Annotated in this window: 7 protein-coding genes and 2 pseudogenes; 4 read left to right on the top strand and 5 right to left on the bottom strand. The window is 38.3% G+C overall.

Annotation, left to right across the window (positions count from 1 at the left end; genetic code table 11):
• From ACFIMQ_RS08520 to ACFIMQ_RS08505, 4 genes and pseudogenes are all read left to right on the top strand, one after another.
• Positions 1–1,542: pseudogene (locus ACFIMQ_RS08520) on the top strand (filamentous hemagglutinin); the annotation flags it as partial.
• Positions 1,543–4,110: a DUF6990 domain-containing protein gene (locus ACFIMQ_RS08515; RefSeq protein WP_375703824.1), complete on the top strand. Its 2,568-nt coding sequence runs from the start codon at positions 1,543–1,545 to the stop codon at positions 4,108–4,110. It abuts the pseudogene before it with no gap.
• A gap of 88 nt (positions 4,111–4,198) precedes the next feature.
• A complete protein-coding gene (locus ACFIMQ_RS08510; RefSeq protein ID WP_375610944.1) occupies positions 4,199–4,546 on the top strand; it encodes an HNH/ENDO VII family nuclease in 348 nt (115 codons plus the stop codon).
• A gap of 274 nt (positions 4,547–4,820) precedes the next feature.
• A complete protein-coding gene (locus ACFIMQ_RS08505) occupies positions 4,821–5,291 on the top strand; it encodes an SMI1/KNR4 family protein (RefSeq protein ID WP_375610943.1) in 471 nt (156 codons plus the stop codon).
• A gap of 949 nt (positions 5,292–6,240) precedes the next feature.
• On the opposite strand, the gene ACFIMQ_RS08500 is transcribed toward ACFIMQ_RS08505, so the two are convergent.
• The 5 genes and pseudogenes from ACFIMQ_RS08500 to ACFIMQ_RS08480 form a co-directional block, all read right to left on the bottom strand.
• Entirely contained in the window at positions 6,241–11,205 is a 4,965-nt protein-coding gene (locus ACFIMQ_RS08500; protein WP_375703823.1) for a DEAD/DEAH box helicase, read from the bottom strand.
• A gap of 542 nt (positions 11,206–11,747) precedes the next feature.
• Positions 11,748–13,346 (bottom strand): YfjI family protein, encoded by a 1,599-nt coding sequence (locus ACFIMQ_RS08495; protein WP_375703822.1) that lies wholly within the window; start codon positions 13,344–13,346, stop codon positions 11,748–11,750.
• A gap of 89 nt (positions 13,347–13,435) precedes the next feature.
• A pseudogene (locus ACFIMQ_RS08490) lies at positions 13,436–13,801 on the bottom strand (virulence-associated protein E); the annotation flags it as partial.
• Positions 13,802–13,898: 97 nt separating this feature from the next.
• Complete coding sequence (locus ACFIMQ_RS08485) at positions 13,899–14,099, bottom strand: AlpA family transcriptional regulator (RefSeq protein ID WP_007347430.1); 201 nt, start codon at positions 14,097–14,099, stop codon at positions 13,899–13,901.
• Positions 14,100–14,307: 208 nt separating this feature from the next.
• Positions 14,308–15,447: tyrosine-type recombinase/integrase (locus ACFIMQ_RS08480; RefSeq protein ID WP_375703821.1), on the bottom strand; the 1,140-nt coding region annotated here is incomplete at its 5' end.

The raw sequence follows: 15,447 nt of genomic DNA, 5'->3' as shown, positions 1-15,447 counted from the left end.
TTTTTTAACAATCTGCGCATCGCCCTGTCTGATACGGTTGGCAAATCGTTGGCGGAAGAAATCGGTACCGCCAAGGCTGAAGGCAAAATAGATACGGTCACGCAGATCGTTGCCCATGCAGGACTTGGCTGCTTAAAAGGCGCTGTTGCGAGCGGTGCTTGCACAGCCGGTGCTGTGGGGGGTGCTGTGGGTGAAGCCACTGCTATGCTCCAGTTTAAACTGTGGGTGCAAGGCATTGTGAAAGAGGAAATGGGGGATCTTAATGGTCGCACCCCAACTCCGGAAGAGGAAGCGCGTATAAACGCAAAGATTGATGCGCAGTTTGCTGACTTTAGAGACCACACCATTGATGTTGCAAGGGCTGCCGGGGGCGTTGCTGCCGCCATTGCCGGTGGCAATGTTGATGCCGGTGCCGATGCCGCTGGTAATGCCGCTGCAAATAACTACCTCAGCAGTGCGCAACAAGCTCAGATGGAGAAAGAATTAAAGGAGTGTCCTGACTTTTTATGTGCAGCAGAAGTGTCTGCGAAGTGGACTGCGATTAGTACAGGGCAAGATATAAGCTTTGCGGCAGGTATGGTAGCTGGTGTCCCGGCTGAAATATACGATACGGTTGATGGTTTTTGGCAACTAGCCAAACATCCCAAAGAGACTTTGAAAGCGCTCAAAGATTTTTTCAGCAGTGGTGAGATTTTGGCGACAATTGGTCGGACCCTTGGACAGTCCTATGTAGATCGCATTAATAAAATGGAGGAGGAATATGAGCGAGCTGGTGCTGGTGGTTCCTTTAATGCTGGACTTGAATTTGGAAAATTATTGACTGAAACAGCATCCCTAATGACAGGAGTTGCTGGAGCAGCCAAGGGAGGCATAAAGCTTGGCGCAAAGGCTCTGGCTAAATTCGCTGCTAAGACTGAAGCAGCAGCTGCAAAAGCAGAAAAGGAAGTTGTTCAATCAGTTGGAAAAATTGGCTCTGAAGACAGTGCCAAAGGCGAAAAGATCAAAGATCCGCAGACAGGAAATAAAAACAGAGAACATCATGACAAAAAACGTGATAAGGACAAGCAAGAATTAGAAAACAAGGAAGAATGTACGGTATGCCAAAAAGAACCCTCGTTTAAGGCTGAGGTGAAGGGAGCTGAGTTTGAGAGTGATATGTTTGGAAGAAAACCACTTGAAAAAAGATCTCGTCCTGATCTTCTTTATATAGAAAATGGTGAATTAAAAATTAGAGAAACAAAAACAGGTGATTCCAAGCTTACAGAAAATCAAAAAATTTTGAAAGAAGCCTATAAAACAGGAGATGCAAAACCCACGGGAGATGTTATTAGAGAGTTTCTTGAGGAACACAAAGAAAAGCTAAATAAATATCAGGAAGAACTCAAAGAATTTATAGACGAAAAGAAACCAACTCAGAAACAACTGGATGATTTTAAGAAAGATTGGGCTAAAAACCAATTAGGTAGGGAGTGGGGAAGACCTATCGAATATGAAATTAGCCGTCATACAGGTCGTTTAGAAGAACTTGTACAGGGACAATAAATGAAGATACAAACCAAAGACGTAACAGAAATTTTAAAAATACTGGGCTGGGAACCCTATCGCGATGAAGTGGGAGACACTTTCGCGCATTATCATCTTCCTGACCGCATTGTGGGCATAGGCTATGATATAAAAAATTATGGAGAGAGCGGCAAAGAGTTCCGGTTATCGGCTAAACTCACTACTGCTTCCTATTGCCTTGCTCGGGAATATTCTAGAGGTGAAAAATCACAGCGTAAATATGAAGATGTGCTGTTTTACGCGAAGGAGGATTTTAATGTTAAACCTTCAGATCTTTCCGAAAGCCATATTAAGGACGCTCTAAATAGAGTGATTGCATGGGCGCAAGCACAGGATATTGAAAAAAAGTTGTGCGAGGAAGCTACTAATCATTCTGCCGTTGCACAAGCATTACTTGGTGATATGGAGGCTTTAAGGAGTGATAGATCTACCCCAAAACTATCTGTGCCAGAATTTGCAGATTATAAAACAATGACATCGGATGATCGCCTGCTTTTTTTTGCACAGGCCTATAAAAATGGGGAATTAGACGATATTCTAATGCGTAAAAAGCCAAAAAAGCAACAGATGAGTCTCACAGCAGCAATGCGCGTTCTTAAAACACAAGGGTGGTTTTCTACGGAGCCTAGAAAAATGTGGTTGGTTTTGCCCGACCGCTTTATTCAATTTGATTTTGGTTTTATACGTCTTCATGATAATTACAATGTCCGTATTGAAGCTGAAATATCTAATGAAATTATTTCTGTAGCTTGTAAATATATTCACTATAGTGGGGAGTATCGGTGCATATCACCTACAAATACTTATAATTCTTTTAACACGATTGGGGGGGGGATTTTTAGTGGTTTTGATAAAGGCATTGATATTTGTGTAGAGACATTAGATGAGCAAGAGCTTATCAAAATCTCTGAGCGAATAATACAATGGGCACGTGCCCAAGATTTACAAGCATCAATAGAAAGCAAAACACGTGTTCAAAAGTATAGCTACAATATACGTATAGTCTGGCATTTAGCTTGTTTAGCATTGACAGGTCAAATTGATATCCTGAAATCTTATCAAAATTTTTTAGAAGCCGGTACGATTTCTGGACATTTAGAAGACCGTGAAGTGGAGAAGTATGTTAATCACGCAGTTCAATTTGCTGAAGAGCATCTGAAAATCTTTAATGAGCGAAAAGCCATAGATGATCGTCTTAGTTTGCAAGATTTGTCTTTTCTTAATACAGTTTCTGAAGACTTAAAAAGGATGGGGTGGACAGTTTATCGCGATAAGAACTATGATCGCAATGCTTATTTTGTAAGTAAAGACCGTATCATCAATATAATGTACAGTCTTCAAAGTGATGAAGAAGAGCCGATTGTTGTATTTAAGGCTTCGCTTTCAACACTTGGCTTTTCTACTGCTCATAGAGAGATGTTTCCTAGATTGCCCCAATATATAGCTCTCAAAGAGGCAGAAGAATTTTATACAGTTTCTAGTACTGAATTGGATGAAGGCAAGCTAAAGGAGATTTGTACAGATATACTTGAGTGGGCTGATCGGCAAAATGTCAATCAAATCATCTATGATTATGCCGCTTTGCCAACAAACAGTGAAGCTCACCTTGTGGCACGTCACTTTATAGCACTCATTCTGATTGGTGATATTGAAAAGCTCAAATTTTATAAGGAAAGTTTCAGGGCAAAGAACCATCTAGGCTTTGTGGAAGGTATCACGAAATATACGATTGACAACTCTCTTACTCTTGCACGGGGTTATCGAGCAGGTTTTCCGAAAAATGCACCGATTTTAAGCTTGGATGCGCAAACAGCATCTGTTGCTTCTAAAACAACTTCTGTTGAAGTGGCAGAAGAAGTAAATGAAGCGGATGACACTGATGATCGTCTCACCATGGAAAGTGCTCATGCACTTTTAAAAATCCTAGGCTGGTCAACCGAGAAAATCAATGAGAATGATTATATGGCAAGCTATCAATTGGCTGATCGTGAAGTAGATATTCTTTATAACGACGAAATTGCCAAAGACTACCCGCAATTTGATAGCGCCTTTATGATTAGCACGGGCATTCTTTCCACCGCTTGTAAATTCATTGATCCTACCCACACGGAAGATATTCCAGATATACAGCTTAATTTTGAAGCCAAGGGATTAGAAATCTTTGAACCAGAAGTTACTGCGGATCGCTTAAAGCAAGCACTTGATGATGCGCTAGAATGGTCAGTCAAAGACATTGACCTTTCTAAAAGACTTCGCTCTGATTATGGTATAGCTCCTTGGGAAAAAGGCGCCACGTCTACGGATTATGCTTTACTTCATCTTGGCGCTCTTGCTTTATTGGGTGATGTTGAAGCCTTGCAATCTTATCAGAAAAGCTTTACGGCAGGTGATCACCTAGGCTTTGACGAGAGCATCAACAAAACCCACCTTGAACGTGCATTAGCTTTAGCCAAAGAAGTAGCAAAGGTGAAGCAAGTGAGCTACGCTTTGATTGAACGGGTAGCAAAAGATTTTGATGATCACTCAGAGCTTTCTAGCGAGGAATAACCTCGCTCTTGGAAGGAGAGTTTATTTAAGTCTATTTAGAACAAAGAATAAATTGATTATTTTGAAAAAATTGAGGGGATTATGAATCATGAAATGGATAAAGAAAAAAAGTATGGGGGCAGCTGAGCCGGTGGAATTTAAAAGTCAAAAAGTTTATCAGGAAGATGAACTGTTTGAGCCCGAAACAGTTTCTTCTTGGAAAGAAGAAGGACAGATAGTAACGGGTACAAATGTGGAAAGAATGGTATCAGGAAGAGCACCTATTGGAGTCGATTTTAGACCTATTATGTTACATCCTGTGACACAAGAACAAGATAGTCCTCTCGTTGAGGTTCTCTACTCATTTTATCAAGGCAGGAGTTTGGTTGCTCCTATGAATCCAAAGACAAATTTTATCAGAAAAGTTATTTGTTGGATTTCAAAAAAAAATTCCTAAGTAGGAAAAAAGAAAGAGTAATTATTGCAAATATTGAAATAATATCCCTAAAAGGCGCTCTCTAAACTTTAATGATCACCTCCTTTAATTCCATCATATATTGTAAATGCGAGATGATTGTACAGAGACAGATGAGAAAAGAGCTCCGTCAAGAACATATCTCTTATGATTTTATCAATCTCATCTCAATTCCATTGGCTATAGTAGAAAAAGATTGATCATTAGGAGCACTCATTATGAGTAAAAACACGCTGTGACTTATGGAGAAAAATTTATGAAAAGTTATACTTTATCAGATGTTGCACAATATGTTGATATGCATAGTCATGTTATTAATTTTGGTACTCAAGATAATGCCCCTGATGATGTACGGATTAAAACAGCTGAGAACACTCTTGGTTTACAATTTACCTCTTCCTATAAGAATTTTTTAAAAAATTATGGAGGAGGAGAAATTGGAGGTGAAGAAATATTCAGTATTTATGAAATCTGTGCAGGTATTCCTGCTGGTGATATTGTTTACCGAAATTTGCTCGATAGAAGAGATGGCTTTACGGACCCCAAACAACTTGTTATCTGCACAACTGATTTTGGTGAAACCTTTTATTTTGATTATAAGCAGTTTCGGGATGGTGAATGCCCACTCTATCTCAAGTATACATCTGAAGATTCTGAATATTACGCAAGTAATTTTTATGAATTTCTCTGCAAAAGAATTAAAGAGTATGCAGGGGAAGATTCATGAAAACTTATACCTTAGATGATGTTATACAACTAGTTGATAAATAGGATAATTGCGATTTATTTCTTGTTATGAAAACATCTAAAAAGAGATTGATCATTATAAAGATTAGCAAAATCCCTTTTAATAGACCGTGTCAGTGTTGTCAGTTCTTTTTAGAGCCTATATTATTTTTTTTTAATGAGAGAAAATTAAAAACATTATATTTCAATAGGTTAGTATTTTAATGATACAATCCTTATTAAGATACACCCCATAAATACAACTGTAAATATATATTTGTCAGTTATGTGTCAGTAAATTGAATTGACAAAATAGATTATTTTAGTGAGTGATTAAAATGTGCTTTATGAAAAGCATATGCTCCTTTAAAGCCTTTCAAAAGATAGTTATGTAACTCATAAGAAGTGCTATCAAGATCATTATGGTTATGAGTTTTGAAGATTTTGAGTATTTTGAGGGTTCCTTTTACGCCCCTTTATATATTATTTTTCAATCAAAAAATAAAAGTTATTATATTTCAATATGTTAATGTTTTAAATAAACAACCCATATTACACACAACACGTAAATACAATCTGTAATATATATAAAAAGGATTTTTGAAGGTATTTTGAGGGTGTGAGAAACCTTCAAAACCTATAAGTAATATAAGAAAATGAATATACATAACTCTCTTTAAACAAAGCTATCATTTTAGATTACGGTATAACCTCTTAAAGGCAATGTAAAAAAATTTAATTCACTTTAGATAGGGTTTCTTAAAAGTCTTAAAGGCAATCCAAATAAAAGTATCTAAAAGTGCAAGTTTCTTCTTTTTAGAATAACGCATATAAGCACTCTTTTTAAAGATTGTATGTAATCAACTTAACAAGAGAGGTATAGATTATGGTTATAAGCTCTATACCCCTTGTGAATTTAGCATGCCTATCATGTGAACATGCTTTATAAGTTATTCAGTTTCTCTTAGTTCTAATTTTGGTAGGTTCTTAACGATTTTCATTGTCTCTAAACTTACGGTAATAACCCTCTGAAATAGCTCTAGAGGGTAGGCAGGGTTGCCAACGGTTTCAACAGCATAGCGATTAGCATCATTCACAATACCGCTCTTTTTATCTGTCTTAACACATTGACGCCCCATAACCCATTCAAGGGCGGGCTTGCCATTGACGATATACTCATAAGCTTCAAGAGGGATATCTGTTATTGTGATATTGCTGTTATAAAAAACAGTTGATTTATCCTTTTCCTTACTATTCCCAGCGAATTTCATTTCAGTCACGTAATAGAAATTTTCGGGATTAGAGATCTCTGTCTGTTTTGGATTACCTTTTTTAAAGGTTACTGGATAAGGCTCTACATCTTCATAATTCACGTGCAAATGACCGAGTTCACGCCCTGCTGTCACAAACTTCCAAAAATCATCAGCACTCTTTACACAAGGGATACGAGGCAATTCTTTGCATAAATTATGTGCATAACGTGTACGATAATCTTTTGAATGGAAAATCCCATAAACATAATAGAATAGATCATCTTTAGTGATAGTTTCATTAGGATAAGCGGCTTTAAAATGGTCTAGACCTTCATCAGTAATAGCATCACGTCTCTGTAAACCAGCTGTTTTGTTTTCCTCTATAGAGTTTGTAAATAAATAGGATTGTCTCTCACTTTTACTTTTTGAAACCGTAGTATCTTCGTAAATATAGCGTGGAAAGCATTGGCTAGCAGCCATCGCATTAACATCAGGTAAATCTTTAATCATTAGGGTAGAAAAACCATTTACTCCTATACCTGTAATTTGTATTACTTTGTTTTTAACCGCTTTTCCCATCGGAAATATACGAGGCATCTGGTAAGTTCTTTCATTAAAGATGCGCTTGTAATAAAGCCATTGCCTCGTAAAAGGACGATAAAGGCTTTGAACTAAACAACCGCTTTCAAATTCGGAAAATTTTCCTCTTACAAACTCTTCTTTTAGACTACTACTCCAACTGATTTTTTTAGCATCAACGTTAACAAAATTGTCTACAGCATTTTTACGTATCCTGCTATCAACATGCCCATAAGCATTATTAAAACGTTCTACTTCACTATTGTAGAAGGTAATCATATTACTCATGTTCTTCGCTAAAGCTTCACGACTTGAATTGTAAGCCCAAGCATCACGATTAGTTTTTAGACCACAAGAATAAATCTCAAAAAGCTTTTTATCATGCCCTTTTTTAATACCTAGAGCTAAGAATGTTTCAAAACTATCATTCCGTTGATTGATCCAATCGCCATGCTCGTTTGGTGTAACCATTCGCCAGCCTTGTTCATGGGTAATACCATCAATACTGCAAAATTCGTCAAGGATCTCAAGTTTCCTTTTAGTTGTAAGATTACTACCAATGTCGTGATAGTAAATTTTACATGATTCAGTCACATTGGGCTTTTTGATAAAGAGCGTTATAGCGATACCGGTCATACTACCATTGCCGAAAATATTTTCACCTTCTTGAGCGTTATTTTTATTCATCATATTTTTACGAATATCCCCTCGTAAATTAAGCACATAAATACTCGTAAATTCTTTGGCTAAAGATTTTCGTAAGCTGTCCATTGTTGGCTTGTCTATGTAACCAGAACCAGAAACAAAACCGATTACCCCAGCATTATCGATACGGTCACTAGCCCAGCGAATAGCACGGATATAATTATCATAAAGTCTATTAATATTATTTGCTTTTGAATGAGCAGCATAAGTTTCACGAATGCGGTTATCTAAAATCGGATAAGGGGTGTTTTTTGCATTATCGTTTTCATTCTTTTGTCCTACTGAATAAGGGGGGTTACCAAAGATAACTTTAATATTTAGATTTTTCTGATGTTCCAAATATTCACTGTTTTCTTTGAGTATACCGTCGATCAAGTTTTTTTCTTTAAGCGTCTGAAACGTATCAGCCAAACCAATATGCTTGAAAGGAATATATTCACCTTTCATAAGACTATGATACGTCGTTTCAATGTTAATCGCTGCTATGTAATAAGCGAGTAAGACAATCTCATTGGCATGGATATCATAACGGTATTTATATTCCATGTCCTCTGGTTTGATGAGATCTGATTGTAAAAGCCGTGTGATAAAGGTTCCAGTTCCAGTGAAAGGGTCAAGAATAGAGACACCACGTGATCCCAAGCTTTTTCCAAACTCATTCCGCAACACATCATCAACAGAATGAATGATAAAATCAACAACCTTAACGGGCGTATAAACAATTCCAAGCCTATCCGTGGTTTTCTTAAATGCCTTGGCAAAAAAACTTTCATAAAGTTTGATAATAAGATTCTGTTTTGCATGCGTTTTGGTAATGCCTGCTGTACAGAACGTGACACTTTTGTAAAATTTATCAAGATCTTTCGTTTTCTCTTCGATATTGGTTTTATCAAGTTCTGTTAAGATTTTTTCCATGGCTTGCGAAATGGCATTGTTCCGTACAAATTCATTGCCATAAAACAAGGCTTTAAATACGGGACGCGTGACAAGATGCTGTGCAAGCATCTCAATCGCTTCCTCTTGCTTGATTTCACTGTTGACGTTATTCTTTAATTCCTTATGAAAGGCATCAAAAGCATGAAAGGCTTCACTGCTTTCATCAGCAAGTAGGTTTTGAAGATGCGTAATATGGTTTTGAGCAATCTCAGCAACATTACCCGCCCAATTTTCCCAATAATCCGTGATTTTAAAACTATCCAGAAAAATGGCTTTGACAAAATCAAGAAATTCAGAACGGGGGAATAAGTCTCCTTGTCCTCCAGATACCGATTGAGATTTGCTTTCTGCTGTTCCAATGCTATGCCCAGAACTTTCTGCTTTTGATGGTATTGAGATCTCATCAACCGTTGTGGTGAGTTCTTTTAATTCATCGGCACGCTTAATCTCTATAATCTCAATCGTATGGCTGCTATCTTGTCCTAAAGACATTTGATTAATTGTTCGTGCAAGTCTCTCATCATGAGAATGTAAAGCATGCAAAACTTGCCAAACAACACGGTATCTCTTATTGTTTTTTAAAGCCTTTTTGGCTTCTAAGCGTGAGGGAATGATAATGGGTAAAATGATATAGCCTGTTTTCTTATTTGGAGCACGACGCATCACACGTCCCACCGCCTGTATCACATCGACTTGGCTATTACGCGGGTGTAAAAACATGATGGCATCAAGAGCAGGGACGTCAATCCCTTCAGACAGACACCGAACATTGCTTAAAATCCGACAAACATTTTGCCCCGCATCTTCTTTAAGCCAATCCAATTCCTCATTGCGTTTTTTGACGCTTTGCGTTCCGTCAATATGTCTTACTTCACAGTTTAGAAAGGGAATGGTTTGAAGGAAATCATCAATATGAGATTTGATAATTTTATTGAAAAGCTTTGTTATATATTGAGAGGTGTTGATATCTTTGCAAAAAGCTAAAGCACATTGCATGGGCTCTGTATCATCATCATCAACAGCGGCTTGCTTATCTATTTTGGTAAGTGCTCTATAACAGCCAATAATTTTTGCCGCATCATCTAAATCAATTTCACGGTTTTCATTGGCAATAATCTCCTGTATGGCTGGTGTGATATAGGTTTCATTAATACCCAAGACCACAATCTTGTAAGGAGTTAAAAGTTCATTATCGACAGCTTCCGCGAATGTATAATGATGGAGTTGTTTGCCATAAAGGGTTTCATCGTCCATAGATGCCAAAACAGCATTGATCTCATCCGCCCGCCTTTTAGCAGTATCACTAAAGATCTTAGGCGTTGCTGTCATATACAGACGTTTTTTGCCCCGAATGATGCTGTTATCGTGAACCTTGATAAATTCAGATTCATTGTCTTCACTTCCCAATGAGGCACCAGTGGTACGGTGTGCTTCATCGCAAATGATGAGATCAAATTCGGGTAAACCATGCTCTTTTTGCGCATCGGAAATCACTTGTATAGAATGATAGGTTGAAAAGACTACCGTCATTGCATCTGCTAGGTTTCCACGGGCTTCTTTGGCAAGGGCTTGAGCATCCGTAGTAGCAGGGAGAACAAGATCTGATGTTTCCATTCCAACAATATCATCTTGGTTTTTACGACGCTTGCCTACTTTTGTATCCGAACACACCGCAAAGGAACGCAACGGGATTTGTGCATCGGCTGTCCATTCACGGATTGTTTGTGAGACTAAAGCCAGAGAAGGGACCAGAAACAACACACGCTTACCTTTCCCAGCAAGGGTTTCTGCTATCTTAAGACTTGTGAAAGTTTTGCCTGTTCCACATGCCATGATCAGCTTGCCACGGTCTGCTTCTTGTAAACCTTCACAGACTTTCTTGATGGCTTCTTCTTGATGGGGACGAGGTTCTTTTGTTGACTTAAGAACAACTTCTTTTTTTGTTGCAAATATTTGCCAATCTATCCGACTGTTTTCCATATGACGAAGGTCAATACGATAAACGGGTATCGCTTGTCCTTTAATCATGGCATTCACATTGTCACTTAATTCCACTTCCGTGCTATCAACGAGAAGACGATATTTAAAGATGTCTTTTCCAGATGCCGCGATAAAGCTATCAATATCCTTTTTACTGATCTGATGATATGCTTGATAAAACTTACATTGAATAGCGACATAGCCCTCTTGATGACGAAGCTTGGCAACTAGATCAATGCCGATATCATTTTTATTCCAACCTTCATGCTCTTGCGCCCATTCATAATAGGTTTGCACCTTTTCGTAGCGCCCATAATGAAGAGGGTCTTTCGTCAAATAAGCTATGACAAGGTTTTCAAACAGCGTTCCCAATTCACGGGAGGATTTTGCCTTTTTACGGTAGAATTCCAACAGAGAGCGTAAAGTGACGTGTTCATTATCAGAATGATGAGAGCGAAGCATAAAGGATAAACTCCATAACTATCTACGATACAGATTAATTCTCTTCAAAAGAATCAAAATGAAGCTTATTAAATCCATTTTGAGTAAATGGTGAAAAAAATGTAGAAAAATGCGAAAAAACGGATAATTTTTTTCAAAAGGGGTTTTTAAAGGTTGTTTATCCACAGCCCATGACATGGAATAAGATCAACAAAGTAGTAAAATTTGCTATTCATCTCACGGGTTAATCAAGATAAATGTACTATGTGCTTTAAAATATCAGAATGAGTATTTTGATGCATTTTATAGATAGGTTTTGAAGGTTTTTCACACCCTCAAAATACCTTCAAAAATATACCGCGGGTTGTATTTATAGGTTGTGTTTTAATATAGATTGTATCTCTAAAATGCTAATATATTGAAATATAATGACTTTTATTTTTCGATTGAAAAAAAATATATAAAGGGGAGTAAAAGGAACCCTCAAAATATTCAAAATACTCAAAACTCATAGATAAGGCATTCTTTGAAGGTTCACTTTATGAAATACATGGGTAAATGACTTATTGGGGAGGCTTATGCCCCTTTACCAAAGGATTCCATTCATAACGTATCGTAGGTCGACCGCTTTTAGGGGTATTATCTCCAGAGATTTCACGAATATAGTTACAACGGCATAAAAGCTCTATAGCTTGTTTAACGGCTTGATTGTCTTTTAAAGAGGTCCAGCTTCTTTGATGAATATCGCGTAAAGTAAAGACATCGGGCAAATGATCACAACGCTCGACAATTAATTTTGCACGCTCTGCTGTCAATGTATCATGCGCTGTATAAAGACGTTTGGCATGACTTAACAGATAACTTGTCCAACGCAACGCTGTTGTGATGGCATAGGGTCCAATTTCTAAACGACCACCGTCAAGAAGTTCAAAAATCAACGCAAGGCTTGCTATGGTCTTTGGCATTTTTAAAAGATGCGATTGTAAGCTTTCTGAGTGAGTCCCTCCTTTTGCTTCTTTATGAAGATGCTCTAACCATTCATAAAATTTCACTTGAGCTTTAGGAGAAAAACGCATGATCAGTGGTTGGTCGGGAGACCCTAAGCGTTTATCACGAAAAGAGCGAAAAACCCCTTCATACTTTTGCCACCCCTCTTGATTAGGCGGTCTATCAATCACTTGCCATTCTTTATTGTCATCGGGCCAGACAAGCATTTGAAAGCGTTGCAATAAACCGTCATCGTTTATTCCACGGTGTATTGCTTGAATGAGTGGAATAAGGCGTGAAGGTTGAATGCCTCCAATCATGGATAAAGTGACATGGGGGATAAAAATGGTTCCCCGCCCAATCCGGTCATAAGTAAATTGATCATCTCCATTAAAAGCTGTTAAATAAAAGGCGCGGTCTGTTTGATATTCCTTTCTTTCTAGATTGGCTAAAAAGCCAGCCAATTCATCACGCACCATTAAGAGACCACGGGGGTTTTCTTTTAAGAGTTCCCCAAGCTTTTCAACAGTCACATCATTGACAATAAAACGAGAGACATCCTCATCATGCACATTGTCTTTAGAGAGCGTTTCAGACAAAAGAGCACGGGCTGTTTCACACTCTCCTTTTCTTATCGCTTTATTGGCTTGTTTTTCCTTTTCCCGTTTGTCTAAAGTTTCAAATCTCTCTTCAATTTCTTGTTTTTCTTTCTGTTTTAACCAGTCTTTATACCATTCCTTTTGAAGGCAAGTGATAGGCGCTAAAGCGGCTTTCATGGCTGGTGTTTTGAATGTTGACGATTGCCCAATCAGAGCCCCCCAGAGATTAGGCACCACAATCCAATCATCATATTGTTTTGGGGCAACCCGCACGCCATTGCCAATGACAGCAGCCAAGGCACAGAGAGCAGAGACAGCAATAAAGTCCATAGGGGCTTGTTGACGCTCTGAAACGTCATAAACATAATCCATGAATGGCATGGGCAGTTGTAATGGGTCAAAAGGCTCGACGGGTAAAAGAGCCGCCGTGATAGGCTTTAATTCCCCCCAACCGTTTTGTTGCAATGCTTGTTTATAAGGAATGGCTTCTAAACAAGTCTTATCATTTAAAGAGCCATTATCGTTATCATTTAAAGGAGTATTATTCTCTAAAATATTTTTATTATCTTGTATCATGTTATTTACCTTAGAAAATAGAGGAGATCGTAAAAATATGCATTATGCGGGGCTTGCCTTATAAGGACCTCAAAGGCTTGGCTATAAGCACGCATAGCAAAGGTAAAATCAGCTAAAGTCTTTTTGATTGGTTGGCTTTGTTGCCAAATTGCTTTTGCTCTCTCTGCTTTCTGTTTTACTCGTTTGAGATCAGCACAAAACTGTTTTGAGAAAGAGAGCGTATGAGCATAAGCTTGTTTTCCAAGCAACCCAATTCTTATGAGCGCTTGTATGATCTCTCTAAAAGAGCAGCCAGCATAACAATAGAGCAATAAACGCCCATCATGTCCATTAGCAAGGGATAAGCTAGGCAGCCTATCATCATGAGCAGGGCAACGGGCTGTTCCATAACGCCCATACCAAACCCCACGCAAAGCACGTGTGATACCTTGCGCATTCTTAAAAGAACACATCATTTTTAATCCTATAACGTTGTGTCATAGGACGGATTGTGCTATCTCTAGATTGATGAGTTTGAGAAAGCCTTGTCCGTCCTTATGTGACAAGGTTTTTTTATGCCACGTCGTTATAACGTTGCTGTTTTGCTTGCTCGATGACATTCAAAAGATCCGATTGTAACCAACGGGATAAAAAACCAAATTTTAAAGGTTTTGGGAGAGAGCCATTGGTAACATGACGGCGGAAAGTTGAGACACTCATATGAAGCAATTTTGCACTTTCACGGTCTGTTAAAAGAATATCATTTTCTGTCATTCTAAAATCCTTTCATAATAAAAAATAGAACCAAATCATACCTATTTATTAAGCACATTTTGGTTCATTTTTGAAGGTATTTTATTTATAGAAAACAATATATTATCATATAAATTCTAATGTGATAATTTATGAGTCTTATTGAGAAAGAATGAGAGAGAAGAGAGAGAAAGTTATCCACAGATCATGGGGTTATGCACCCCATATCTTAAGATTGACCAGTGACATAAGCCGCCCATTTATCCATATAAATGCGGCGCTGTTCTAGATAGTCAGTCCGACGATAGGCACGCTCTACTTTACCGCCTACCGTATGAGCTAGAATGGTTTCAGCGACCTCATAGGGGGCATCGGTTGTTTCAGCAAGCCAATTGCGTAAACTAGAGCGAAATCCATGGGGGCAGGCTTCAAGGTTATTGTCTCTCATATACTTTGACATACACGTATCATTAAGAGGCCCCCGACTTCTTACAGAGAAAAAGAAATCGTTGCGAGAAAGCGAGCGCGCTTGTTTGAGAATTTCTAATGCTTCTGTTGATAAGGGCACACGAAACTCTTTTGTTGTATCACGTCTTCCTTTCATATTTTCAGCAGGGATAGTCCAGATATCGTCATCAACTTGATCTTTATGGATATGACATAAAGGAAAAGTACGAACGCCTGTCAGAATAAGCAAACGCAAAGCCAGTTGTGTCATGGTTGTTGTTTGGCAGAGTGACTGATAAAAGGCAGGTACATCCTTCCAATCCATTGCTGGTAAATTTTGCGTTTTATGAAGCTGTTTTCCTAAGAGAGCGCGTGCTTTTGTTGTTGCTTGTAAATCGACATCTAATCCCAAGGCAGCCGCATGTTTGAGACAAAGATTAAGACGATTCATTGCTTTACGCGCTGTATCAGCTTTTGTATGCCAGATAGGGGCAATAGTGTTGCGTATCTCTGTTGGTGTAATCTCAGAAACGGGCAGACAGCCTAATTTGGGTAGAATATGGAGTTTTAAAGGTGAAAACCAGTTTCCATCTTTAGCATCATTCTTTAGTTCAGCTTTACGACTTTCAAAAGTCTCTAAAGCAATGTCTTTTAAATAATGAAGATTACTTATTGCTTCACGCTTTTGTTTATTGCGTTCTTTAATGGGGTCACGTCCTTCACGTAAAACAGAACGCCACCCCGTTGCCAATTCACGCGCTTGTTTTAAAGAGACATCTCTTAAAGCCCCCAAGCCCATTTCACGACGGCGCCCATGAATGGTATAACGATAAATCCATTGAGCGCCTCCATCTTTACGCTTATGAAGTAACAAGCCGGCACCATCATTATATTTGCCAGCCCCCAATGTTGCGACAGATCT

The sequence above is a fragment of the Bartonella sp. AD13SXNS genome (assembly GCF_042196465.1).
Lineage (GTDB): Bacteria > Pseudomonadota > Alphaproteobacteria > Rhizobiales > Rhizobiaceae > Bartonella.
The sequence above is the reverse complement of the archived record's forward strand: the minus strand, read 5'-3'. Positions and strand labels throughout refer to the sequence as shown.

What these genes read in the sequence shown, in the direction of transcription:
- ACFIMQ_RS08495 (WP_375703822.1), bottom strand. Translation starts at nt 13,346, where the DNA reads ATGATACAAGATAATAAAAATATTTTAGAGAATAATACTCCTTTAAAT.
- ACFIMQ_RS08505 (WP_375610943.1), top strand. Translation starts at nt 4,821, where the DNA reads ATGAAAAGTTATACTTTATCAGATGTTGCACAATATGTTGATATGCAT.
- ACFIMQ_RS08510 (WP_375610944.1), top strand. Translation starts at nt 4,199, where the DNA reads ATGAAATGGATAAAGAAAAAAAGTATGGGGGCAGCTGAGCCGGTGGAA.
- ACFIMQ_RS08515 (WP_375703824.1), top strand. Translation starts at nt 1,543, where the DNA reads ATGAAGATACAAACCAAAGACGTAACAGAAATTTTAAAAATACTGGGC.
- ACFIMQ_RS08500 (WP_375703823.1), bottom strand. Translation starts at nt 11,205, where the DNA reads ATGCTTCGCTCTCATCATTCTGATAATGAACACGTCACTTTACGCTCT.
- ACFIMQ_RS08485 (WP_007347430.1), bottom strand. Translation starts at nt 14,099, where the DNA reads ATGACAGAAAATGATATTCTTTTAACAGACCGTGAAAGTGCAAAATTG.